The organism is Acidovorax sp. Leaf73 (assembly GCF_916855635.1).
Classification (GTDB): domain Bacteria; phylum Pseudomonadota; class Gammaproteobacteria; order Burkholderiales; family Burkholderiaceae_C; genus Acidovorax; species Acidovorax facilis.
The window spans coordinates 211,384-234,802 of the sequence record NZ_CAKASI010000007.1; the positions used below are offsets into that span (position 1 = coordinate 211,384).

A 23,419-nucleotide genomic window follows, 5' to 3' on the forward strand; every position below is an offset into this window, starting at 1 on the left:
GGAAGCTGCGAACCCTTTTACTCTTCGAGCAGCGAGCGCAGCATCCACGCCGTCTGCTCGTGCACCGTGAGGCGCTGCGTCAGCAGGTCGGCCGTGGGCTCGTCGCTGGCCTTGTCGGCCAGGGGGAACAGGCTGCGCGCAGTGCGGGCCACGGCCTCATGGCCTTCGACCAGCACGCGCACCATCTCCAGCGCCTTGGGCGGCTTGGCGGGCGCATCGGGCACCGTGGCCAGCTTGCCGAACTCGGCATACGAGCCCGGCGCCACATGGCCCAGCGAGCGGATGCGCTCGGCAATCGGGTCCACGGCATTCCACAGCTCGGTGTACTGCGCCATGAACATGGTGTGCAGCGTGTTGAACATGGGGCCCGTCACGTTCCAGTGGAAGTTGTGGGTGGTGAGGTACAGCGTGTAGGTGTCGGCCAGCAGGCGCGACAGGCCCTGGGCGATGGCAGCGCGGTCCTTGTCGCTAATGCCGATGTTGATGGTGGGGGCGGTGGTCTTGGAGGCCTTGGCCATGTCATTGCTCCTGAAGTGAAGATGGATTCGACAGCAGATGCCCGCCGACCCGTCGGACCTGGAGGCATCGCACCAAAAACACTGTAGCGCAAGGCCATGACCAGCGAGCCTGACCTGCGTCAGAGCCACACCACGGCAGCAGGACATCGCCCGCCAGCGCGGCGCAGGCCAGGCCGGCCTTATGACAGCCGCTTGACCCCCGGCAGCTCGCAGGCATACACCGCGTTGCGCAATGACGCAATGGCTTCATACCGGGTAAAGCTGCGCCGCCATGCCAGCACCACGCGGCGCATGGGTGGCGGGCCGCCGTCCTCTTCGCGGATGGGCAGGTAGCGGATATAGCTTTCGTCGCTCTTACGGCGGCGTGACACGGTGAGCAGCGCATCGCGCGGCACCGAAAGGCGCGGCACCAGCGTCACGCCCATGCCTGCGGCCACCATGTGCTTGATGGTTTCGAGCGAAGAGCCTTCAAACGACTTGCGGATGCCCTCGGCATTGCTCGCAAAGCGCGCAAATTCGGGGCAGACCTCCAGCACATGGTCGCGAAAACAATGGCCCGCACCCAGCAGCAGCATGGTCTCGCTCTTGAGTTCGGCCGCCGTCACAGACTTCTTCGCCGCCAGCGGGTGCGTGCTGGGCACAGCCGCCATGAAGGGCTCGTCATACAGCGGCGCCATGGCCAGGCCCGTGTCGGGGAAAGGTTCGGCCAGGATGGCGCAGTCGATCTCGCCGGTACGCAGCATCTCCAGCAGCTTGACGGTGAAGTTCTCCTGCAGCATCAGCGGCATCTGCGGCGTGCGCGTGATGGACTGGCGCACCAGCTCGGGCAACAGATAGGGCCCGATGGTGTAGATGACCCCCAGGGTGAGCGGCCCCGCCAGCGGGTCCTTGCCGCGCTTGGCAATCTCCTTGATGGCCGCCGCCTGCTCCAGCACGCTCTGCGCCTGGCGCACGATCTCTTCGCCCAGCGGCGTCACCGAAACCTCACCCGCGCTGCGCTCGAAGAGCTTCACATCCAGCTCCTCTTCCAGCTTCTTGATGGCCACCGACAGTGTGGGCTGCGACACGTAGCAGGCATCGGCCGCATGACCGAAGTGCTTCTCCCGCGCTACGGCAACGATGTACTTGAGTTCGGTGAGGGTCATAGTGAACTGCCTGCAGTGCTACTCATCCAGGAGGTGCTTTTGACCACCGTTGAACCAAGCGGCATCAAAGCCTTCCGCCAGGACAATGGCCTGCGCCGATGCTTGGCCTTGGTCGCGGAGTCTTCCCAAGTACTTCACCAGGGTGTTTGAATCTTCGGTGAGTATGTGCGTAATGGACTCACACACCATTTGCGCAAGCAATTTGACGTCATCTTTCACAGCCACACGGTCGTCGCCGGCATCACGCGACAGCACACGCATGAAATTGCCGGAGGTCATGGCGTGATCGATGTTGAAGGGCAATACGTGAAAGTTGCGCAAAGGGAGATCGCTCACTGGTTGCCCGACTTGAAATTCTGATGCGACCACGGCAGACAAATACAAGGGACAGCCCTGAGCCAGGGCCTCGCGCAGATAGCGCTTGGCTGTCTCGTGGTGCGCTCGCCCTGGATCTGCCAGGGTGATCAAGTAGCTCGTATCCAGAAGCATCGAGATCAAGCCACACCTCCCCGCAGGGAATCCACCCAACCGCTCGCACTAGGCACATCCCGCCATGCCTTAGCTCCGCGCTCGGTCAAACGGCGCAACTGCGCTTCGTCCAAGGTCTGCTGATGCTCTTCAAAGCCCAGCAGACGCGCATTGCGGTACTTTCGCGTCACCACGTTGTACTCTGCGCTGATGCGGGCCATGGCGACCTTGTAGAGGCGATTTACGGTATCGCTGCGGAAGAACTCACGATCCGATTCCACCGGTATCAAAGTGCCGTCGGGCAAACGGATATGTGCATTGACTTTTTTGAGCCCGCCCATTTCGACAATCTCACCCTGCAAGTAGCGCTCTACCTGAACCCATTGATCTGCGTCGTCCGCATGGAAGTCGGTGGCAGCGCTGATACTGATGCCTCTTTGAGGAATGCCTGGAGCGGCAATTCGAAACACGCAACGGCGCGCCCCTCGCGCGAGTTTTTGCCACCGTTCCACCACGTCCCTACGCTTTTTGTCGAGGCCATCCAAACGTTCGGATGCCGCAAGCTGCAGCAGATCCCGTAGGAGACCTGGCGACGACACAGGGGCAGTCTGGATAGCCAGGGAGCCTTTGACCACACCTACATCCAGAGCCTGCAAATCCACTTCAGCGCCATCTCCTCGAAGGAACTCTTCTACGTCTTTGACGAAAGTTCGCAAGACTGCCAGAGGCACTCGATCTGGGGATATCTCGTATCCAGCAGACTCGTCGTGAAGGCTAATGAAAAGGGGCTGTGCGTCCATCCAGCAATTCTAGGCACTTACCGTGCTGTCCGCACCCTCCATCGAGATCATCCGGCTCATAACAGTTGCGAGCTTGTCAGGCCTTGAGATAGTCGGATTTTCCACCCAACCAGCGCCCGACGTGCTTTGCGGCCAGGTCAGGATACCGGTCCAGCATCTGCGGCGCCAGTTCGCGCGCCCATTCGAGCAGGTGGGTGTCGGTCGCCAGGTCGGCAAAGCGCAGCAGCGCATCCCCCGACTGGCGCGCGCCCAGAAACTCACCGGGGCCGCGAATCTCCAGATCGCGCCGGGCGATCTCGAAGCCGTCGTTGGTTTCGGCCATGGCGCGCAGGCGCTCCTTGGCGGTTTCGCCCACGCGGCCGCTGTCGTTGGTGGCATACAGCAGCACGCAGGCCGAGGCCGCCGCACCCCGCCCCACCCGGCCGCGCAGCTGGTGCAGCTGGCTCAGGCCAAAACGTTCGGCATGTTCGATGACCATGAGGGACGCGTTGGGCACGTCCACGCCCACTTCGATCACCGTAGTGCTGACCAGCACGCCCATCTGGCCACTGGTGAAGAGCGCCATCACGGCCTTCTTCTCGGCCGTGGGCATGCGCGAGTGCAGCAGACCGACCATGCAGCCCGGCAAGGCCTCGCTCAGATCGGCGTGGGTGGCCGTGGCGTTGGAGAGGTCCAGCGCCTCGCTTTCTTCGATCAGCGGGCACACCCAGTACACCTGCCGCCCGGCCTCCACCTGCGCGCCGATGCGCTCAATCACTTCGTCCTTGCGGCTGTCGGCAATGAGTTTGGTAACGATGGGCGTGCGGCCTGGCGGTAGCTTGTCGATGACGGACACGTCCAGGTCGGCGTAGTAGCTCATGGCCAGCGTGCGCGGGATGGGCGTGGCGCTCATCATCAGCATGTGGGGCTCCATGCCATGGGCTGCGAGTTTCTGCCGCAATGCAAGCCGCTGCGCCACGCCAAAACGGTGCTGCTCGTCGATGATGGCCAGCGCCAGATTCTTGAACTGCACCTGCTCCTGGATCACGGCGTGGGTGCCCACCACCAGCGCGGCCTCGCCGCTGGCCACCAGCGCGAGCATGGCGGTGCGATCCTTCTTTTTCTGCCCGCCCACCAGCCAGGCGACCCTGCGGCCGCGCTCGGCCAGCAGGGGTTCGAGCCAGCCGATCATCTTGGCGAAATGCTGCTCGGCCAGGATTTCGGTGGGGGCCATCAGTGCACACTGCCAGCCCGCGTCCATGGCCAGGCAGGCGGCCAGGGCAGACACCACGGTTTTGCCCGAGCCCACATCACCCTGCAGCAGCCGGTGCATGGGCACCTGGCGGGCCAGGTCGGCGGCAATTTCTTCGCCCACGCGGCGCTGGGCGGAGGTGAGGCTGAAGGGCAGCACGGCCAGCAACTGCTCATGCAGCGGCAAGGCACCGTCGGCGGCTTTTTGGGCGCGCAACACGGGCGCACGCAGCACGTCGCGTGCGCGGCGCGACTGCTGCTGCGACAGCTGCTGGGCCAGCAACTCCTCGGCCTTGAGGCGCTGCCACGCGGGGTGGCTGTGGTCCTCCAGCGTGGACAGCGCCACATCGGGCGTGGGGTGGTGCAAAAAAGTGAGCGCCTCGCGCAGGCTGAATAAGCGCTGGAGGCCATTTTGGCCATAAACCCGAGTCACCGGCGGCTCGGCACCGGGTGGCAGGGTGTCTGACAAGTCCACCCGCGTCAGCGCGCCCACCACCGCACGGCGCAGGTAGGGCTGGGGCAAACCGGCCGTGGTGGGGTAGACGGGCGTCAACGCCGCAGGCAGCTCGCCGCCCGCCACGCGGAACGCCGGGTGCATCATCTGCCGCCCCCAGAAGCCGCCCTTGATCTCACCCCGGATGCGCAGGCGCGCACCCACGGCCAGGGTTTTCTGGTGCGAGGGGTAGAAGCTGAAGAAGCGCAGCTCGCACGAGCCGGTCTCGTCCTCCACCTGCACCAGCAGCTGGCGGCGCGGGCGTAGCTGAATCTCGCTCGCAGTCACCGTGGCTTCGATCTGCACCATCTGCCCGTCGCGCGCATTGGCCAGCGGGGTGATGCGGGTTTCATCCTCGTAGCGCAGGGGCAGGTGCAGGGCGAGGTCGATGTCACGTTGGAGCCCCAGCTTTTGCAGCGCCTTTTGCGCTACCGACGCGCCGCCTTTGGCCGCAGCAGGGGCTGCCGAAGCCTTGGCGCTAAGGGAAACTCTGGGGGCTGCGGCGGGCATGTAGCGGGTTCTGCGAACGGCAAGGGCGGGGCAAAAAGGCTACCATGGTTACCGTTGATTACGCCTAAAGACGGGCGTTTATTCAGAGTCCAGGTCCCCTACCATGCTCAAGCGCATTCACATTCAGCATCTCACCCTGGGCATGTATCTGCACGAGTTCTGCGGGTCGTGGATGGACCACCCGTTCTGGCGGGCCAAGTTCTTGCTCAAAGACCCCGGGGACCTGGCCCGGATACAAGCCACTGCCATCCAGGAAATCTGGATTGACACCGACAAGGGGCTGGACGTGGCGGCGGGCACCGCGTCGGTGTCGCGCGAGGAGGCCGACGCGCAGATTGACACCGACTTCAGCCGCCTTGAGGACCTGCCGCCCATCAAAGTCACGCTGCCATCGCCACCACCGCCGCCCAAGCGCAACCGCAATCCTGCGGACATGCACAGCGAACTCAAGATGGCCGCTGCCATCTGCGTGAAATCCAAAGAAGCCGTGGTCTCGATGTTCAACGAGGCCCGCATGGGCCGCGCGGTGGACTCGGCGAGTGCACAGAGCCTGGTGGAAGAAATTTCGGATTCCGTCACCCGCAACCCCGGCGCGCTCATCAGCCTGGCGCGCCTGAAAACGGCCGACGACTACACCTACATGCACTCGGTGGCGGTGTGCGCGCTGATGGTGGCCCTGGCCAAGCAGCTCAAGCTCAAGGACGACCAGCAGCGGCTGGCGGGCATGGCAGGCCTGCTGCACGACCTGGGCAAGGCGGCCATCCCGCTGGCCGTGCTCAACAAGCCCGGCAAGCTCACTGACCAGGAATTCACCGTGGTGCGCAGCCACCCGGTGGAGGGCTACCACATGCTCAAGGAGGGCGGCAACGTGCCCGACGCCGTGCTGGACGCCTGTCTGCACCACCATGAAAAAGTCGATGGCTCCGGCTACCCCGACAAGCTGCAGGGCGAAGGCATCAGCGTGATCGCGCGCATGACGGCCATTTGCGACGTGTACGACGCCATCACCTCCGACCGGCCCTACAAGCGTGGATGGGACCCCGCCGAGTCACTGCGCCGCATGGCCGAGTGGACCAAGGACCATTTCGACGCCCGCATCTTCCAGGCCTTTGTCAAAAGTATCGGCATCTACCCTGTGGGCTCGCTCGTGCGCCTGACCTCGGGCCGCATCGGCGTGGTCACCGAGCAATCGGCCGCCGCACTCACCGCCCCCATGGTCAAGGTGTTCTTCTCGACCAAGTCCGACCTGCGCATCCCCCCCGAAATGGTGGACCTGTCTGCCCCGGGCTGCACCGAGAAGATCGTGGCGCGCGAAGACCCCGACAAGTGGCGCTTTCCGGACCTGAACGAGCTATGGTCAGGCTTTGCCGAAAAGGTCTGGTAGCCCGATGCCCGCACTGATCACCCTCACGTTGAACCCCGCCCTCGACCTGGCCACCACCACCGACCACGTTGCACCCACCCACAAGCTGCGCTGCGGCCCGGTGCAGCGCTTTGCGGGTGGCGGCGGCATCAACGTGGCGCGCGTGTTGCACCGCCTGGGCGCAGACGTGTGCGCCTGGGCGCTGGCGGGCGGTGCGGCGGGCACACAGGTGCGGCAGTTGCTGGCCGCGGAGGGCGTGCCCACGCTGCTGCAACCAATTTCGGGCGATACGCGCGAGAACTTCTCGGTGGTCGAGACCACCACAAGCCAGGAGTTTCGTTTTGTGCTGCCCGGCCCCACGCTGCAACCCGCCGAGTGGCAAGCCTGCCTGGATGCGCTGGCTACCCACACCCCACCACCCCGCTGGCTGATTGCCAGCGGCAGCCTGCCGCCTGGCACGCCGGACGACTTCTACGCCCAGCTGACACGTGCCGTATCCGGCCTGGGTGTGCGGGTGGCCGTCGACACCTCGGGCCCACCGCTGGGGGCGGCCTTGCAGGCCGGGGTGGCGCTGGTCAAGCCCAGCCTGCGCGAGCTGCGCGACCTGTTGCAACAGCCCCTGGAACAGGCGGCCGACTGGTGCACTGCCGCCCAATCGCTGGTTCGCAGCGGCACCGCCGAGATCGTGGCGTTGTCAGTGGGCGAACAAGGCGCGGTACTGGCCACGCGCGAGGGCGTGTGGCAAGCGCCAGCCCTCAACGTACCCGCCACCTCCGGCACCACGGGCGCGGGCGACTGTTTTCTGGCGACCCTGGTCTGGGCGCTGGACCGGGGCGATGCGCCGGCCGAGGCCCTGCGCTGGGGCGTGGCGGCCGGAGCGGCCGCGCTGCTGCACCCTGGCACCACGCTCGCACAGGCGGATGACGTGCGGCGGCTGGTGCGCAGTGTGCCCGCGCCGATGGCGTTCACCCCCCAGCCATAGCACCGCGCCTGCAGCGCCCGCACCCGCGTGTGACAATCGCGCCTTCCGCAATTTTTACCTTGGCACGGGCCCGTTCGGCCCTCAAGCACGATGACTGATCTCTCCAGCGGCGCAGCCAGCGCCCTCACAACACCCCGTGTGTTCACCCTCAGCGACTTCGACTTCTCGCTGCCCCCCGAACTCATTGCCCAGCACCCCGCGCCCGAACGCAGCGCCTCGCGCCTGCTGGACGGCCGCGCCATGCAGCCGGTGGACCGCATCTTTCGCGAGCTGCCCGGCCTGCTGCGCGAGGGCGACCTGCTCGTCTTCAACGACACGCGCGTGGTCAAGGCACGCATCTTTGGCGAGAAGGCCAGCGGCGGCAAGCTGGAGCTGCTGATCGAACGCGTGCTGCCCGCCGAGGCTGGCAACCCGGGTAACGAAGTCGTGGCCCACATGAAGGTCAGCAAGAAGCCCCTGCCCGGCAGCGTGGTGCACATGGCCGGTGGCCGCAAGGCGGGCGGCTTTGACGCGCAGCTGCTGGGCCGCTGGCCCACCGAGGACGGCCCGCTGTTCCGCTTTGCGTTGCACGGCCCCGCAGGCGAGTCGCCCTGGGAGCTGATGGACCGCCACGGCCACCTGCCGCTGCCGCCCTACATCGAGCGCCAGCAAAACACCGCCCATGACCCGGACGAGGCCGAGGACAGCCAGCGCTACCAGACCGTGTTCGCGCGCAACCCCGGCGCCGTGGCCGCGCCCACGGCCGCGCTGCACTTTGACGAAGGCGTGCTGGCCGACATGGCCGCACGCGGCATCGAGCGCGCCAGCGTCACGTTGCACGTGGGCGCAGGCACCTTCCAGCCTTGCAAGACCGAAAACCTGGCCGAGCACCAGATGCACAGCGAGTGGTACGAGGTGCCCCTGGCCACGCTGGCCGCGCTGGAGCGCTGCCGCCAGCGCGGCGGCCGTGTGGTGGCCGTGGGCACCACCACCGTGCGCACACTCGAATCCTGGGCGAAGACGGGCCAAGCCTCTGGCGACACCAACATCTTCATCACACCGGGCTTTGCATTCCAGGTGGTGGATGTGCTGATCACCAACTTCCACCTGCCCAAAAGCACGCTGATGATGCTGGTGAGCGCCTTTGCGGGCTACGCCCACATCATGGGCCTGTACCGGCACGCCATTGCGCAGCAGTACCGCTTCTTCAGCTACGGCGACGCGATGCTGCTGGAGCGTGCACGCAGCACGCCGTGAGTTCCTCAGGCCCTGCGACGTCGACCAGCCCCGCAGCCCGCCGGCGTGCGGAGCTGGCGGGCATCGCGCTTGCCGTCACGGCCTGCGCGTTCTTTGCGCTGCTGGACACCGCAAGCAAGTTGGTCAGCGCGGGCGTACCCATCGTCATGGCGCTGTGGATGCGCTATGTGTTCCAGTCGCTGCTGACCACGGCCTTCGTGCTGCAACGGGCGGGGCGCCCTGCCCTGCGCACCACACAGCCCCGCTTCCAGGCCTTGCGCGGTGCGCTGTTTGCCATGACCAGCCTGTTCGGCTTCATCAGCCTCACGGCCCTGCCACTGGCGGAGTTCACGGCCATCGTGGCCACCGTGCCACTGTGTGTGACGGTGGTGGCGGCCCTGTGGCTGCACCAGCCCGTGAGCGCGGTGCGCTGGCTGCTGGTGGTCACCGGCCTGGCGGGTACGCTGGCCATCATCCGGCCCGGTGGCGAGGCCTTCACCTGGGCGCTGCTGTGGCCGCTGTGCATGCTGGCTGCGGGCACGGGCTACCAGGTGTTGAGCAGCAAGATGGCAGGCCAGGAGAGCCCCGCCACCACGCAGCTCTACACCAGCTGGATCGCCACCGCGCTGGTGTCGCTGGGCGTGCCGTTCTTCTGGCAGCCGGTGAGAGACCCGTGGCTATGGGCGGGCATGTTCACCATGGGCCTGTCGAGCGCGGTGGGCCACATGCTGCTGCTCCATGCCTATGCGCGCACCACGCCGGTGACGATCGCGCCGTTCCTGTATTCGCAAATCGGGTTTGCCATGCTGGCGGGCTGGCTGGTGTACCGCCATGTGCCCGATAGCTGGTCGATGGCCGGGATCGCCGCGATCGTGCTCAGCGGCGCGGCCAGCACCTGGCTGACCGTGCGGGAAACGCGCTGACGGCGCTGCCCAGCGCCGCCCCAGCATTCAGCGGCAGGTGCTGGTTGGCGCAACGCGGGGCGCGGCCCCCATGGCCGGAGGCTGGTTGGCCGAAGGCAACTCCACACAGTAGGTGCCCCAGGGACCCGCAGCCTGAACCATGCGCCGGCCCTCTGCGCCGCGCAGGTCGCGCTCGGCAATGCCAGATCCCAAGGCACCCGCTGGAGCGACTTCCCAGCGCTGATGCGGCGGCTGTGGTTGCTGTGCGCCTTGCCGGCGTTGCCAGGCCCGCTCGCGCTGGAGCGCCCATGCCACATCGTCCATGCTGGGAGCAGCCCGTGGGGCATCACCCGGCCCGGATGCCGGCGCCTGCGGCGCGGGCGCAACCGGCAGGGCGGCGGTCAAGCCCTCTACGCCGCCATCGGGCGCAGCAGACTCCACAGCAATCGGCCGCCCGCTGCGGGTAACGGCCTGCTTTGGGCCCTGCCCGCTGGCAACGGGTGTGGCGCTCCGGGTTGGAGCGGCAGGCTGGGGCATGGCAGCTGGCAACGGCTCGCTGGGTGCCGTGGACGTGGGCAGCGGCGCCAGCGTCACCCATACCATGGCAGGTGCATCGCTGCGCTCGGGCGAAGTCCGCAGAGCACCATCGCTTCTGCTCAGCATCGCCAGAACCAACCCATGCAGCAACAGCGCCCCAGCTACTGCCCAGGCCAGTCGCGGGCCGGAGCCGCGCGTGCCTCGCACTGCCCTAGTCGCCCTGGGCCAAGCCACCAACCCCGCCACGCGAAGGCGCCTCGCCCTCCTCCGACTCCGCATCGGGCACCCAGGCCAGCAGGTCTGCCGGCTGGCACTGCAGATAACTGCAGATGGCGGACAGGGTCTCGAAACGCACGCCCTTGACCTTTCCGCTCTTGAGCAGGGACAGGTTGGCCTCGGTGATGCCCACATGGGCCGCCAGATCGCGCGACTTGACCTTGCGGCGCGCGAGCATTTCATCCAGGGTCACGACAATCGCCATGGGAATTCCTTCGCTGGCGAGTTGCTAAACAAACGCATCCGCTTCGGCTTGCAGGCGGTGGCCCTCGGCCAGCACGTGCCCCAGGAGCAACATCATCAGTCCCACGACCAATACGCTCATTTCAAACGGTCCCACGCCCAGCGCCACCAGGCCGTTCTGCTGGCCGGAAGCCAGCCAGGACAGCAGCGCCGTCACCCCCGCCTGGTAGACGAGTGAAGTCACGAACATCGCCAAAAAGCCCCAGCCCACGCCACGGAACCCATGCACCACCGCCGGCCCGAACACGGCCCCGGCCAGAAAGGACCGGCAGATGCGATGCACGCACAGCACCGCATACAGCATGGCCGCAGCGGGAATGCACTCCAGCGCCACGCCCACCCAGCGCCAATGGGTCTCCATGGAGGGCGGCGGTGTGAGGCCGACCAACAAGGCCTGCGAGGGCACCACCGAAAGCGGCATCCAGCCACCCCAACCCGTTTCATGCCCGATGGCCGCCCAGCGCGCCATCGACAACACCAGAGATACCAGGGCACACGCCCAGCTGGCCGCCAGAAGGCCCCAGGCCAGGCGGCGAAACGAGGGGCTGTGAACAGAAGATACCGATGGGGGTGAATGTTGCGTCATGGTTGGTAAATTTTTCTGCAAAACAATAATAATATACCGTAAAACAGAAATTTATCACCGTGCATTGTTTCCTCACGCCCCTGCGCCCTTTGGCTTTTCTCCGTGCTTTATCGTGTCTTTTGGCCCTGGTGCTGCTGTCGGCCTGTGGCAGTGTGCCGGTGTCATCACTGTGGAAGCTGCGGCAGCTCCAACTGGAGACGCTGGACCCCGCCGCGCTGCGCGCCGCCGTGGTACACAGCCCGGGCCTGCAGCTTCAAGGCAACGCACTGGAGCTCACAGTGAGCGTTTCGCGCACGCTGCGCAAGCCCGGGGGAGCCATCGCCACCGAGCGCCTGGAAGAAAAATTGCCCCTTCAGGAGCTGCGCAGCACGGCCGATCGCAGCGTGCTCGCGGAATATGAAACGTCCCGGACCCATGTGCAGGTCTGGCGGATCGACCCAGCCGCCCTGCCGCGCCTGCAGGCTCTGCGAGAGCGGGCCATGGGCTGGAAAGGCACGGACGATGGTTCCCGTCAGTTGGGCCTGGGGCTGGAACTGTCGGGCTGTCAACAAGGCGGCTCCGGCAGCCGCGTCGTGACCACCCTCTTGCGATTCACCGACACAGGGGAATACATCCCGCTGGTGCGCAACCTCGACCTTGCGGAGACGATGCCAGCGCACGAGCTCGCCAAGCGGTTTCCGGCCTGCACAACGCGCTGAGCCGCCTCAGTGCGCTGCGCGCAAGGCCGTCAGAACGCTACCGCGTGCCCGTCCTTGCGCGGGTCGGAGCCTGCGATGTAGCTGTTGCCGTTCTTGAGCACCAGCTGGGCGCCGCCAAAGGCGAACACGCCGTTGCCCTCTTCCACCGTCACTTCGTGCCCGCGCGCGCGCAGCGCGGCGACCACGGCAGGGTCAAAGCCTGGCTCCACGGCCACACCCTTGCCGCCCGTCACGCGCCAGCGGGGCGCATCAGCCGCCGCCTGCGGGTTCTGGCCGTAGCGCAGCACGCGCAGTGCCATCTGGGTGTGGCCCTGGCTCTGCATCGGCCCGCCCATCACGCCAAACGCCATCTGGGGCGTGCCGTCGGCATGCATGGCAAAGGCCGGGATGATGGTGTGCGAGGGGCGCTTGCGCGGCGCCACCTGGTTGGCGTGGCCCGGGATCAGGTTGAAGCCGTGGCCCCGGTTCTGCAGGCTGATGCCCGTGCCCGGCACCACCACGCCCGAGCCAAAGCCCATGTAGTTGGACTGGATGAAAGAGACCATCATGCCGGACGCGTCGGCCGCCGCCAGGTACACCGTGCCACCGGGGCGCGGGGCGCCGTAGCCAGGGTCGCCAGCGCGCGTGGTGTCGATCAGCGCGGCGCGGCCGCGCAGGTAGTCGGGGTTCAGCAGCGCATCGGGCTTGACGTGCATGGCGTCGATGTCGGCGTTGTACTGGTGCAGGTCGGCAAACGCGAGTTTCATGGCCTCGATGCTGGCGTGCACGGTCTCCACGCTGTCCAGCGGGTGCGTGCCCACACCGTGGGCATCGAGCATGCCCAGCGCCATCAGCGCGGCAATGCCTTGGCCATTGGGCGGGATTTCATGAACCACGGAATCACCAAAGCGCTGCTGAATGGTGCCAACCCAGTCGGCCTGGTGCGCGGCCAGGTCGGCCAGCGTCATGGCACCGCCATTCGCCTGCGCATGCGCCGCGATGCGCTCGGCGATCACGCCGCGGTAGAAAGCCTCGCCCTCGGTCTCGGCAATCAGCTCCAGCGTGCGCGCATGGGCTTCGCTGCGGAAGATTTCGCCCACCTGGGGCACGCGACCATTCGGCATGAAGCACTCGGCAAACCCGGGCTGCGTGCCCAGCTTGGCCGCGCCCAGCGCCCACAGGCGGGCGATGGTGGGCGACACCGGGAAGCCGTTGCGCGCATAGTCGATGGCGGGCTGGGCCAGTTGTGCAAACGGCAGCTTGCCCAGGCGCTTGGAGAGCGCCACCCAGGCCGACACGGCACCCGGCACGGTGACGGCGTTCCAGCCCGTCTCGGGGATGCCGCCCAGCTTCTCGAAGTATTCAGGCGTCCATGCCGCAGGCGAGCGGCCCGAGGCATTGAGGCCGTGCAGCTCCTTGCCATCCCACACGATGGCAAACCCGTCGCTGCCCAGGCCGCAGCCCGTGGGCTCCACCACCGTGAGCGCCATGGCAGCGGCAATGGCGGCGTCCACCGCGTTGCCACCCGCCAGCAGCATGCGCAGGCCCGCCTGCGCGGCCAGCGGCTGCGAGGTGGAAACCACATTGCGGCCCATGACCGCACTGCGGTGGGAGGCGTAGGGAAGGGACCAGTCGAGGGCTTGGGGGTTCATGTGATGGGACTTCCATGGCGGGCCAGGACCCGCTCGGATGAAAACTGGCGTGTCCGAGGAAAAGGACACCGAGGAAGGGCCGCCCCGCACCGAGGGTGTCGTCCCCTCGCCCGCATCGCGCAGCGGTGCGAGAGCGGGGGGAAGGCGCGCAGCGCCTCAGGGGGTTATTCAATGCTTATTTTGTGTTGGCGAATCACCGTCGCCCAGCGGTTGCTGTCCGCCTGCACCATGGCACCAAACTGCGCGGGTGTGCGCGGCGCGGCGGGCTCCACGCCCAGCTTGGCCAGGCTCTCGGCCACCTCGGGCGCCTGCACGGCCTTGGCAAAGGCCTTGTGCACGCGGTCCACCAAGGCGGGGGGAGCCCCGGCGGGCAGGTACACGCCAAACCAGGTCACCGACGAATAGCCGGGCAGGCCAGATTCGGCCAGCGTGGGCAGCTCGGGCGCCAGGGTGCTGCGCTTTTCGCTGGTCACGGCCAGTGCGCGTAGGCGGCCGGCCTTGGCGTGCGGCATGCCGGTGGGCAGGGAATCGAACAGCACATGCGTCTGCCCGGCAATCAGGTCAGGGATGGCCAGGGCCGTGCCCTTGTAGGGGATGTGCGTCATCTCCGCACCCGCCTGGGCGCTGAAGGCGGCCGTGTTCAGGTGCACGATGGTGCCGTTGCCGCTGGTGGCGTAGTTGAGCTTGCCGGGGTGGGCCTTGGCGTAGGCAATCAGTTCGCCCACGGTCTTGACCGGCAGGCTGTTGGTGACCAGCAGCACGCTGGGTGCGTCGGCCACATGGGCCACCGGCGTGAAGTCCTTGCGCGGGTCATAAGCCAGTTTGGGCATGAGGTGGGGCGAGATGGCATGTGTGCTGCTGGTGGTCAGCAGCAGGGTGTAGCCGTCGGGTGCGGCCTTGGCCGCCTCGGCCGTGCCCAGGGTGCCGCCCGCGCCGGGCTTGTTGTCCACCACCAGTTGCTGGCCCAGGTCGGCCGCCACGCGCTGGGTGACCACGCGGGCCACCAGGTCGGTCGCGCCGCTGGCCGGAAAGGGCACGATCACCCGCACGGGGCGGTCCGGCCAATTGGCTTGTGCCTGCGCGGCAGATGCCAGCACCAGCAGGCCGGCCAGGCCCCAGACACCACGGCCCCAGGAAAGTAGACGCATACAGAGCACTCCCGCAAAGAAATCGGACACAACAGAGGATGGAACCATCTTAGGAAGCTGCGCCTTGCTTGACCAACAGCATTTCAGCAAGCTGCTTTGCCACCACGGCAAACCGGCGCATACTGAACACCTCCCTCTCCGCCCCTTCCTCCATGCGCCCCCACCTGCTGCAAGACACCACCCTGCGCTACTTTCTGGCCGTGGCGCAGAGTGGATCGCTCACTGAGGCTTCGGCCCGGCTGCATGTGGCCGCCTCGGCGCTGAGCCGCCAGATCGCGGGGCTGGAGGCCCACCTGGGCACGCCCCTGTTCGAGCGTCACCCGCGCGGCATGGTGCTGACGGCGGCGGGCGAGATCCTGGCCGTGCACGCACGCCGCACCGTGCTTGACGCCGAGCGCGCACTGGGCGAGATCGGTGCGCTGCAGGGCCTGCGCGCGGGGCAGGTGCGCCTGGCCACATCCGACGCGTTTGCCAACGAGCTGGTGCCGCGCCTGTGCGTGGAGTTCCAGCGCACCTATGCCGGGGTGCAGTTCAGCGTGATCGCCCTGCCCACGGCCCAGGTGCCCGACGCCGTGCGCAGCGGCGCGGCCGACATCGGCCTGTGCTTCAGCCGCGCGCCGCACAAGGACATCGACGTGGCCTACCGCCAGAGCGCCCCGGTGCTGGCCCTGCTGCCGCCTGGCCACCCGCTGGCCAGCGCGGGCAGCGTGACCCTGACGCAGATGGCCGAATACCCCTTGGCGCTGCCCCCGCCCGAGACCACGGTGCGCCAGATGATCGACATCGTCTGCAGCCGCCAGGGCCTGCAGCTCGACGCCGTGCTCATCAGCAACCACGCCAAGACGGTGGTCAACTTTGTACAGCTGGGCGGCGGCCTGTCCGTGGCCAGCGAGATCGCCGTGCGCCACCTGGTGGCCGAGGGCGCCATCGTGGCCCTGCCCATCAGCGACCCCGGCATGGACCTGCGCGACATCGAAATCCAGACCCTGGCCGGGCGCAGCCTGCCGGTGGCGGCGCAAGCGTTTCTGGAGCTGCTCAAGGAACGGCTACCGCAGCAGTGGTAGCCCTTGGCGTCGGTTATCCGGCGTGCTGGTCATCACCCGGCAGCCCCAGGCGAATCGCCGCCCCCCCGGGCACCGTGGCATCCACCGGCACCCCGCCGCGCGTGACGCGAAGGCGGTGCTGCAAACCCTGCTCAGTAACCGTGCTGCGCGCGAAAATCCCGCGCCTTGCCAAAGTGCCCGTTGCCAATAAAAGGGACAGGCGGGCGCAGTGCCGACAGGGGCGAGGGGTGGTTGGACGTGAGCACCAGGTGCCCGCGGTCTGAGGGAATCCACGCGCGCTTTCCCTGGGCGTGCGAGCCCCAGAGCATGAACACCACCGGGCGCGGGCCTTCAGCCACATGGCGGATGACGGTGTCGGTCAGTTCCTCCCAGCCCTTGCCTGCATGGCTGGCGGCCTGGCCCTCTTCCACCGTGAGGCAGGTGTTGAGCAGCAGCACACCGTTCTTCGCCCACTTGACCAGGCTGCCGCCGGGGTTCGGGAACGGGGGGAAGGCCACCCCCAGGTCGCGCTGCATTTCCTTGAAGATATTCTGCAGCGAGGGCGGCAGGCGCACGCCCGGCGCCACCGAAAACGCCAACCCCTCGGCCTGGCCCCGGCCGTGGTACGGGTCCTGCCCCAGGATGACCACGCGCACGTCCTCAGGCGGCGTCAGCTCCAGCGCCCGCAGCGGCTGGGGCGGAAAGATCGCCGCACCCGCCTGCAGCCGCGCCTGCAAGAACGCGAGCAACGCCTGCCCGCGTGCGCCAGCAAAAAAGGCGTCCGCCAACGGCTGCCAGCCGGGCGCCACGGGCCAGTCGGCGGGGTTGGCGCTTTGGAGTTGGGCCGGGGTCTGGGGAGTTGAATTCATGGTCAAAACAGGCTCTAGCGCTTTACCATCAAGCGCAAGCAGCTATTAAAACAGGAGTTTTCACCCTCTCTCACCCAAAGAGCTTGGCCAGCGCCAGGCCCGGGTCATCCGCCCGCATGAAGGCTTCGCCCACCAAGAAGGCGTGCACACCTGCGTCGCGCATGGCCTTCACATCGGCAGGCTTCAAGATGCCCGACTCGGTGACCAGAAGCCGGTCCGCAGGCACGTCCTTGAGCATGGAGAGCGTGGTGTCCAGCGTGACCTCGAACGTGCGCAGGTTGCGGTTGTTGATGCCGACCAGCGGAGTCTTGAGCTTCAGAGCCCGCTCCAGCTCGGGCCGGTCATGCACCTCCACCAGCACCGCCATGTCCAGGCTGCGTGCAATGGCCTCGAAGTCGGCCATCTGGGCGTCGTCCAGGCTGGCCGCAATCAGCAGGATGGCGTCGGCGCCCATGGCGCGCGATTCGTAGATCTGGTACGCATCCACCATGAAATCCTTGCGCAGCACAGGAAGCAACGTGCTGGCGCGGGCTTGTTTCAGGTAGTCGGGCTGGCCCTGAAAGAACTGCCGGTCGGTCAGTACCGACAGGCAGGCCGCGCTCACCTTGCCATCGCCTTCCATGTAGCTCTGGGCAATGTCAGCGGGCTCGAAGTCGGCGCGCAGCACCCCCTTGCTGGGGCTGGCCTTCTTGATCTCGGCAATCACGGCCGCCTGGCCCTTGGCGATCTTGGCGCGCAGCGCGCCTTCAAAGTCGCGCGTGAGCACGCGGCTCTCGGCGTCGGCGCGCATGGCTTCAAAGGACAGGCGCTTTTTGGCTGCCGCTACTTCTTCGTGCTTGACGGCGACGATTTTGTTGAGGATGTCACTGCTCATGGTGCGCGGCCTTTGGGTTGTCGGTTTCGGTGTCGTCGGGCTCAGGGGAGCCCTGTTTCAGAATTTTGGTGAACACGCGGTGCATCACGAACCCGGCCACGATGAAAAGGGCAGAGATGCCCAGTGCAATCCAGGTGCCAGGGTCGCGCCACATGGCCGTGTCAGGTCGCCGTGGCCAGCGCGTGCGTGCGCGTGACCACCTGCTCCAGCTTGGCCAGCGCGGCGCCCGACGCAATCACGGCACGGGCCTTGGCCAAGCCTGCGGGCACCGAATCGACCACATTGGCCGCGTACAGCGCCACACCGGCGTTCAGGCAGACGATGTCTTGTGCGGCACCAGGCTCGCCCTTGAGCACGCCGATCAGCATCTCCCGCGACTGCTCGGGCGTCTCAACCTTGAGCGCGCGATTGCTCGCCATCGGCAGGCCAAAGTCCTCAGGGTGGATTTCGTACTCGGTGATCTGGCCGTTTTTCAACTCACCCACCAAAGTGGCAGCGCCCAAGCTGACTTCGTCCATGCCATCACGGCCGTACACCACCAGCGCATGCTCGGCGCCCAGGCGCTGCAGCGCGCGCACCTGGATACCGACGAGGTCGGGGTGGAACACGCCCATCAGGATGTTGGGCGCACCGGCCGGGTTGGTCAGCGGGCCCAGGATGTTGAAGATGGTGCGCACGCCCAGTTCCTTGCGCACCGGGGCCACGTTCTTCATGGCGGGGTGGTGGTTGGGCGCGAACATGAAGCCGATGCCGACTTCAGCGATGCACTGGGCGATCTGCTCGGGTTTGAGGTTGATGTGGATGCCCAGGGCCTCCATCACATCGGCGCTGCCGCTTTTGCTGGACACTCCGCGCCCGCCATGTTTGCTGACCTTGGCGCCCGCTGCGGCGGCCACGAACATCGAGCAGGTGGAGATGTTGAAGGTGTTGGCACCGTCGCCGCCCGTGCCTACGATGTCCACCATATGGGTCGCGTCCTTGACGTGCACCTTGGTACTGAACTCGCGCATCACCTGGGCAGCGGCGGTGATCTCGCCGATGGTTTCCTTCTTCACGCGCAAGCCGGTGATGATGGCTGCGGTCATGACGGGCGACAGCTCGCCATTCATGATGAGCCGCATCAGGTGCAGCATTTCGTCATGGAAGATTTCGCGGTGCTCGATGGTGCGCTGCAGCGCTTCCTGGGGGGTAATGGGCATGACGGTGTCTCCTGGGGTGGCGGTCAAGCCACCGGTTGATCAGTAAAGGCCAGCTTGAGTCCGAAGCCGATGAACATGGCGCCTGCCACGCGGTCCAGCCAGTGCATGCCGCGCTGGATCACCGTGGCGCGTCGCGCCATCCATGATGCCGCCAGCGCCCAGCCCACATTGACGGGGATGGCGTTCACGTTGAACAGCACGCCCAGCAGCACAAAGGCCAGCGCCTTGTTGTCGGTGCCCGGCGCGATGAACTGCGGCACAAAGGCCAGGAAGAAGATGGCGACCTTGGGGTTGAGCACATTGGTCCAGAAGCCCCCCAGGAACACCTTGCGAAGCGGCGTGTGCGGCGCAGGGGCCGCCTGAGCTGCCGCCAGCGCTGCACTGTTGCCCGCGTCAGCACCGGGCTTGGACAGCAGCATGCGCACGCCCACCCACATCAGGTAGGCCGCGCCGATCCACTTGAGCACCGTGAACGCCGTGGCCGACGTGGCCAGCAGCGCGCCCACGCCCACGGCGGCCGCAAAGATGTGCACAAAACACCCGGCCGTGATGCCCAGCCCCGCCACGATGCCAGCGCGTGTGCCGGAACGCAGCGCGTTGGTAACGATGTAGAGCACATCGGGCCCGGGCGTGAGGTTGAGCAGCCAGCCGGCCGCGATGAACATGAGCAGTTGATGAAGTTCGGGCATGGGTGTGTCTACCAGCGTCGGTCAGGTTCCAGGCGGTGCAGGAAGGTCGTCAGCGAATCGCGCGGAGGCTGCACCGCATGCGCGGCCAGGATGCGCCCCGCCGCCCCCCTGTGGTACGTGCCGTGCACGACCAAGTGGTTCAGGATCTCGCTGCGCGACATGCGCCCCGTGTCGCCGTCGGTGAAGCGGAAAGCCACGGGTTCGGCCAACTGCGCATCATCCAGCCCGCCCACGTACTGCACATACCAGTCGTCCGACACGCGCACGGCCTCGCTCAAGGTGGCCAGCTCCGGCGTCTCCTCGGTGTTGGTGGCCCGGTAGGTGGTCTGGGGCAGACCCTGCAGGTGGCTGGCAAAGATGCGGTCCACCACGTAGGTGTGGTTCAGGATGCGCACAAACAGCCGGTAATCGTCGGCAGGCAGCGCGCCCTGCGATGCCGCGCCCAGTGCCAGCAGTTCCTGGTTGGCCCACCGCTTGTACTGAAAAAGCTGGGCTAGGCCCTGGGGGGCTGTCATGCGCGCTGCTCCAGAAAGTTCTTGAGCATGGCGTGGCCGTGTTCGGTGAGGATGCTTTCGGGATGGAACTGCACGCCTTCGATCGGCAGCGTCTTGTGGCGCACGCCCATGATTTCGCCGTCGTCGGTCCAGGCGGTCACTTCGAGCACATCCGGGCAGGTGGCACGCTCGATGGCCAGCGAGTGGTAACGGTTGACGGTGAACTGCTCCGGCAGGCCCGCAAACACGCCCTTTTGTGTGGTGGTGATCACGCTGGTCTTGCCATGCATGAGCTCCTGCGCACGGATGATGGTGCCGCCAAAGGCTGCACCAATGGCTTGATGACCCAGGCACACGCCCAGGATGGGCAGCTTGCCGGCAAAGTGCTGGATCGCTGCCACCGAGATACCGGCCTCTGCAGGTGAGCACGGCCCGGGCGAGATGACCAGGCGGTCAAGCTGGCCCGCGTTCAGGCGCGCCTCGATCTCGGCCACGGTGATCTCGTCGTTGCGGAACACCTCGACCTCGGCGCCCAGTTCACCAAAGTACTGGACGATGTTGTAGGTGAAGCTGTCGTAGTTATCGACCATCAAAAGTTTCATGCGGCGCTCCCGGCAGTGGCGGGCTCGCGCAGACGGGCGAACTCGCGGTGTTCATAGGCAATGCAGACTTCCATGAGGCTGCGGTAGATGGCTTCGATCACGTCGGCGTCGCCGCCTTCGGCCTGGGCACGTTCGCGCACACGGTCCACGATGGCCTGGATGCGCGCTTCGTCGCGCACCTGTTCCACGCCTTGCTTGATGCGGGCGGCCTGGGTCATGTAGCCCACGCGCTCCACCAGCAGGGGCACCAGCACGTCGTCCAGCGCGTTCACTTCGCGGCGCACGTCCTGCATGGTGGTGCAGGCCTTCACTTTGGCGATGGCCTTGGGGTCACGGATCGTCATTCCAGGCCCTCCTCAACCAGTTCGGCGGCGCGCAGCAGCGCGCGGGCCTTGTGCTCGGTCTCTTTCCATTCCAGCTCGGGCACCGAATCGGCCACCACACCGGCAGCCGCCTGCACGTAGAGCGTGCCGTTTTTGATGATGCCAGTGCGGATCGCAATGGCCACGTCCATGTCGCCCGCGTAGCTGAGGTAGCCGCAGGCGCCGCCATACAGGCCGCGCTTGGTGGGTTCGAGCTGGTCGATGAGTTCCATGGCGTGCACCTTGGGCGCGCCGGTGAGCGTACCGGCCGGGAAGGTCGCCTTGAGCACGTCCATGCTGGTCATGCCATCGTGCAGGATGCCCTCCACGTTGCTCACGATGTGCATTACGTGGCTGTAGCGCTCCACCGCAAAGGCTTCGGTCACCTTCACGGTGCCGGTCTTGGCGATGCGGCCGATGTCGTTGCGCGCCAGGTCGATCAGCATCACGTGCTCGGCGCGTTCCTTGGGATCGTTGATGAGCTCGACCTCGGTGGCCTTGTCCTTCTCGGGCGTGGCGCCACGCGGGCGGGTGCCCGCCAGGGGGCGGATGGTGACCTTGGTGCCCTCGTCGGTCTTCTCCTGGCGCACCAGGATCTCGGGGCTGGCACCCACCACATGGAAGTCGCCAAAGTCGTAGAAGTACATGTACGGCGACGGGTTCAGCGAACGCAGCGCGCGGTACAGGCTCAGGGGGCTTTCGGTGTAGCGCTTGTGGATGCGCTGGCCCACCTGCACCTGCATGAAGTCACCCGCAGCAATCAGCTCCTTGGCGCGGTTCACAGCGGCCAGGTAGTCGGCCTTGGCAAAGTCGCGCTGGGCGGGGTGGCTTTCGGTGGCCTTGACCACGGGGGCACTCACCGAATACTTGAGCTGCTCTTTCAGCTCGCGCAGGCGCTTCTTGGCGCGGGTGTAGGCCTCAGGCTGGGCCGGGTCGGCGTAGACGATGAGGTAGAGCTTGCCCGAGAGGTTGTCGATGACCGCCAGTTCTTCGCACTGCAGCAACAGGATGTCGGGGCACCCCAGGGTGTCGGGCGGGCAGGTGGTCTCCAGCTTCTTTTCGATGTAGCGCACCGCGTCGTAGCCAAAGTAGCCCGCCAGGCCGCCACAAAAGCGCGGCAGGCCGGGGCGCAGCGCCACCTTGAACCGCTTTTGGTATGCCTCAATGAAGTCGAGCGGATTGCCCTGGGCGGTTTCGACCACCTGGCCGTCCGTCACGACCTCGGTTTTGGCCTGCGCCCCAAAGCCGCTGGCCCGCAGCAGCGTGCGTGCGGGCAGGCCGATGAAACTGTAGCGCCCGAAGCGCTCGCCACCCACCACGGATTCGAGCAGGAAGCTGTGCTTGCCCCCGTCCTTGGTGTGCGCCAGCTTCAGGTACAACGAGAGCGGGGTTTCCAGGTCCGCAAAGGCCTCGACCATGAGCGGAATGCGGTTGTAGCCTTCGCTGGCCAGGCTTTTGAATTCAAGTTCTGTGATCACGGGGAGGGCTCCCAGCTGTCGCAGCGCGTGTCCCTGTCAATGAAAAAGGGGCGCTGCGGTCCATTCAATCGGCCTCACCGCATCGGGGTGGAGGCCACGGGTGCACGCTGGGGCTGCTGCCCAGGTGCCATCAGGCGTTCAAAGCGACAGGCTGACGCCAGGGCCAGGCTCCCCGGTCGCTGCAACCTGTGATGAACACGTGGTGAATGAACATGGGCCAAAGTGTAGCAAAGCTTTTTTCAGGGCCTGAGTTGACGACTCTCAAGGCGAGATCGCACAACCACTCGAAAACCCTGTTGCGGCCCGGCAGGAGCACTGCAACAATTTGAAACGAACGACCGTTCTTTTTTAGGAGTTGCGCATGAAGTTTCTCCAGCGATGTGCCGCAGCAGCCGTGGCCTGCCTGTTGGCGGCCGGTGCTATTGCCCAGCCCATCACCGTGGCCGACGTCAAGTATGAAGAGACGAGCAGCCTGAGTGGCAGCAGCCTTCAGCTCAATGGCGCAGGGGTTCGCTACAAGGCCGTGTTCAAGGTGTACACCGCAGGCCTGTACCTTGAAAAGAAGGCCTCGACTCCCGCTGAAATCATGGCCCTGAAGGGCCCCAAGCGCATGAGCATCACCATGCTGCGCGAGATCGACTCCACCGAGCTGGGCAAGCTGTTCTCGCGCGGCATGGAGGACAACATGGACCGCGCAGCGTTCTCCAAGCTCATCCCGGGCGTGCTGCGCATGAGCCAGATCTTCTCGGACCACAAGAAGCTGCAGGCGGGCGACCAGTTCATGATCGACTGGATACCAGGTACCGGCACGGTGATCACGGTCAAGGGCAAGCCCCAGGGCGAGCCTTTCAAGGAGCCGGAGTTCTTCAACGCGCTGCTGGGCATCTGGCTGGGCAATGTGCCCGCCGACTGGAAGCTCAAGGACGCCCTTCTGGGCAAGCCTGCGTAACCCCCTGGGACAAACCCCGAGGCACTTCCGCCCGGGGCTGTCCCGCGCCCGACAGACGCGCTCCCTACTCGGGAGTAGCCTTTGGACCAACGAGCACACCCGCCCCTCACTGACG

At 66.2% G+C, this 23,419-nt stretch carries 26 protein-coding genes; 7 read left to right on the forward strand and 19 right to left on the reverse strand.

The genetic code is table 11. From position 1 onward, the window contains the following. Positions 1 to 17 precede the first annotated feature (17 nt). From LPA35_RS22830 to recG, 5 genes are all read right to left on the reverse strand, one after another. Complete coding sequence (locus tag LPA35_RS22830) at positions 18 to 518, reverse strand: Dps family protein (protein WP_055395640.1); 501 nt, start codon at positions 516 to 518, stop codon at positions 18 to 20. A 179-nt stretch (positions 519 to 697) separates the two neighbouring features. Beyond that, positions 698 to 1,663, reverse strand: a complete 966-nt coding sequence (locus LPA35_RS22835; protein ID WP_121421399.1) for a LysR substrate-binding domain-containing protein — start codon at positions 1,661 to 1,663, stop codon at positions 698 to 700. Between the two features lie 18 nt (positions 1,664 to 1,681). After that, the gene (locus LPA35_RS22840) at positions 1,682 to 2,152 is read right to left on the reverse strand and encodes a hypothetical protein (RefSeq protein WP_176889044.1); all 471 of its coding nucleotides are present in this window, start codon (positions 2,150 to 2,152) and stop codon (positions 1,682 to 1,684) included. A 5-nt stretch (positions 2,153 to 2,157) separates the two neighbouring features. Continuing rightward, entirely contained in the window at positions 2,158 to 2,931 is a 774-nt protein-coding gene (locus tag LPA35_RS22845) for a hypothetical protein (RefSeq protein WP_176887312.1), read from the reverse strand. A gap of 76 nt (positions 2,932 to 3,007) precedes the next feature. After that, on the reverse strand, positions 3,008 to 5,164 hold the full coding sequence (gene recG, locus LPA35_RS22850; protein WP_228899163.1) for an ATP-dependent DNA helicase RecG: 2,157 nt from the start codon (positions 5,162 to 5,164) through the stop codon (positions 3,008 to 3,010). A gap of 103 nt (positions 5,165 to 5,267) precedes the next feature. Between recG and LPA35_RS22855 the strand changes: the two genes are divergently transcribed. The 4 genes from LPA35_RS22855 to LPA35_RS22870 all read left to right on the forward strand — a co-directional run bounded on the left by LPA35_RS22855 (position 5,268) and on the right by LPA35_RS22870 (position 9,647). After that, positions 5,268 to 6,548 carry an HD-GYP domain-containing protein gene (locus LPA35_RS22855; RefSeq protein WP_055395633.1) on the forward strand — a complete coding sequence of 427 codons (1,281 nt, stop codon included), beginning with the start codon at positions 5,268 to 5,270 and terminating at the stop codon, positions 6,546 to 6,548. Between the two features lie 4 nt (positions 6,549 to 6,552). Then, entirely contained in the window at positions 6,553 to 7,509 is a 957-nt protein-coding gene (locus LPA35_RS22860; protein WP_228899165.1) for a 1-phosphofructokinase family hexose kinase, read from the forward strand. Positions 7,510 to 7,599: 90 nt separating this feature from the next. Then, positions 7,600 to 8,745, forward strand: a complete 1,146-nt coding sequence (queA, locus tag LPA35_RS22865; RefSeq protein ID WP_228899166.1) for a tRNA preQ1(34) S-adenosylmethionine ribosyltransferase-isomerase QueA — start codon at positions 7,600 to 7,602, stop codon at positions 8,743 to 8,745. Further along, positions 8,742 to 9,647 (forward strand): DMT family transporter, encoded by a 906-nt coding sequence (locus LPA35_RS22870; RefSeq protein WP_228899167.1) that lies wholly within the window; start codon positions 8,742 to 8,744, stop codon positions 9,645 to 9,647. Before queA ends, LPA35_RS22870 begins: the two co-directional genes overlap by 4 nt. A gap of 27 nt (positions 9,648 to 9,674) precedes the next feature. Here the strand turns inward: LPA35_RS22870 and LPA35_RS22875 are convergent, their stop codons facing one another. From LPA35_RS22875 to LPA35_RS22885, 3 genes are all read right to left on the reverse strand, one after another. Then, a complete protein-coding gene (locus LPA35_RS22875; protein WP_228899168.1) occupies positions 9,675 to 10,289 on the reverse strand; it encodes a hypothetical protein in 615 nt (204 codons plus the stop codon). Positions 10,290 to 10,374: 85 nt separating this feature from the next. Continuing rightward, complete coding sequence (locus LPA35_RS22880) at positions 10,375 to 10,644, reverse strand: helix-turn-helix transcriptional regulator (RefSeq protein WP_228899169.1); 270 nt, start codon at positions 10,642 to 10,644, stop codon at positions 10,375 to 10,377. A 24-nt stretch (positions 10,645 to 10,668) separates the two neighbouring features. Next, complete coding sequence (locus tag LPA35_RS22885) at positions 10,669 to 11,268, reverse strand: DUF2975 domain-containing protein (protein ID WP_176887320.1); 600 nt, start codon at positions 11,266 to 11,268, stop codon at positions 10,669 to 10,671. 89 nt (positions 11,269 to 11,357) lie between these two features. Between LPA35_RS22885 and LPA35_RS22890 the strand changes: the two genes are divergently transcribed. After that, positions 11,358 to 11,966, forward strand: coding sequence for a hypothetical protein (locus LPA35_RS22890; protein WP_228899170.1), 609 nt, complete (start codon positions 11,358 to 11,360; stop codon positions 11,964 to 11,966). A 29-nt stretch (positions 11,967 to 11,995) separates the two neighbouring features. Here LPA35_RS22890 and LPA35_RS22895 read toward each other — a convergent pair whose 3' ends face one another. Then, complete coding sequence (locus LPA35_RS22895; protein ID WP_228899172.1) at positions 11,996 to 13,597, reverse strand: gamma-glutamyltransferase family protein; 1,602 nt, start codon at positions 13,595 to 13,597, stop codon at positions 11,996 to 11,998. Between the two features lie 164 nt (positions 13,598 to 13,761). Then, a complete protein-coding gene (locus tag LPA35_RS22900; RefSeq protein WP_228899173.1) occupies positions 13,762 to 14,745 on the reverse strand; it encodes a tripartite tricarboxylate transporter substrate binding protein in 984 nt (327 codons plus the stop codon). A 152-nt stretch (positions 14,746 to 14,897) separates the two neighbouring features. Here LPA35_RS22900 and LPA35_RS22905 point away from each other — a divergent pair, with 152 nt between their 5' ends. Beyond that, on the forward strand, positions 14,898 to 15,809 hold the full coding sequence (locus LPA35_RS22905; protein WP_228899175.1) for a LysR substrate-binding domain-containing protein: 912 nt from the start codon (positions 14,898 to 14,900) through the stop codon (positions 15,807 to 15,809). A gap of 131 nt (positions 15,810 to 15,940) precedes the next feature. On the opposite strand, the gene LPA35_RS22910 is transcribed toward LPA35_RS22905, so the two are convergent. The 9 genes from LPA35_RS22910 to trpE form a co-directional block, all read right to left on the reverse strand. Beyond that, on the reverse strand, positions 15,941 to 16,657 hold the full coding sequence (locus tag LPA35_RS22910) for a uracil-DNA glycosylase (RefSeq protein WP_228899177.1): 717 nt from the start codon (positions 16,655 to 16,657) through the stop codon (positions 15,941 to 15,943). 70 nt (positions 16,658 to 16,727) lie between these two features. Beyond that, the gene (gene trpC / locus LPA35_RS22915; RefSeq protein WP_056065300.1) at positions 16,728 to 17,531 is read right to left on the reverse strand and encodes an indole-3-glycerol phosphate synthase TrpC; all 804 of its coding nucleotides are present in this window, start codon (positions 17,529 to 17,531) and stop codon (positions 16,728 to 16,730) included. Further along, positions 17,521 to 17,685: a hypothetical protein gene (locus tag LPA35_RS22920; protein WP_174240343.1), complete on the reverse strand. Its 165-nt coding sequence runs from the start codon at positions 17,683 to 17,685 to the stop codon at positions 17,521 to 17,523. The genes trpC and LPA35_RS22920 overlap by 11 nt, the downstream gene beginning before the upstream one ends. Before the next feature lie 7 nt (positions 17,686 to 17,692). Continuing rightward, positions 17,693 to 18,730 carry an anthranilate phosphoribosyltransferase gene (gene trpD, locus LPA35_RS22925; protein ID WP_228899179.1) on the reverse strand — a complete coding sequence of 346 codons (1,038 nt, stop codon included), beginning with the start codon at positions 18,728 to 18,730 and terminating at the stop codon, positions 17,693 to 17,695. A 23-nt stretch (positions 18,731 to 18,753) separates the two neighbouring features. Then, positions 18,754 to 19,419, reverse strand: a complete 666-nt coding sequence (locus tag LPA35_RS22930; protein ID WP_228899187.1) for a LysE family translocator — start codon at positions 19,417 to 19,419, stop codon at positions 18,754 to 18,756. A gap of 8 nt (positions 19,420 to 19,427) precedes the next feature. Further along, positions 19,428 to 19,934 carry a DinB family protein gene (locus tag LPA35_RS22935; protein WP_228899188.1) on the reverse strand — a complete coding sequence of 169 codons (507 nt, stop codon included), beginning with the start codon at positions 19,932 to 19,934 and terminating at the stop codon, positions 19,428 to 19,430. Beyond that, the gene (locus LPA35_RS22940) at positions 19,931 to 20,515 is read right to left on the reverse strand and encodes an aminodeoxychorismate/anthranilate synthase component II (protein WP_121421413.1); all 585 of its coding nucleotides are present in this window, start codon (positions 20,513 to 20,515) and stop codon (positions 19,931 to 19,933) included. The genes LPA35_RS22935 and LPA35_RS22940 overlap by 4 nt, the downstream gene beginning before the upstream one ends. Then, positions 20,512 to 20,859: a chorismate mutase gene (locus LPA35_RS22945; protein ID WP_176887331.1), complete on the reverse strand. Its 348-nt coding sequence runs from the start codon at positions 20,857 to 20,859 to the stop codon at positions 20,512 to 20,514. Before LPA35_RS22945 ends, LPA35_RS22940 begins: the two co-directional genes overlap by 4 nt. Continuing rightward, positions 20,856 to 22,355: an anthranilate synthase component I gene (gene trpE / locus LPA35_RS22950; RefSeq protein ID WP_055395603.1), complete on the reverse strand. Its 1,500-nt coding sequence runs from the start codon at positions 22,353 to 22,355 to the stop codon at positions 20,856 to 20,858. Before trpE ends, LPA35_RS22945 begins: the two co-directional genes overlap by 4 nt. Positions 22,356 to 22,716: 361 nt before the next feature. Here trpE and LPA35_RS22955 point away from each other — a divergent pair, with 361 nt between their 5' ends. Beyond that, entirely contained in the window at positions 22,717 to 23,304 is a 588-nt protein-coding gene (locus tag LPA35_RS22955; RefSeq protein WP_055395601.1) for a chalcone isomerase family protein, read from the forward strand. Positions 23,305 to 23,419 lie beyond the last annotated feature (115 nt).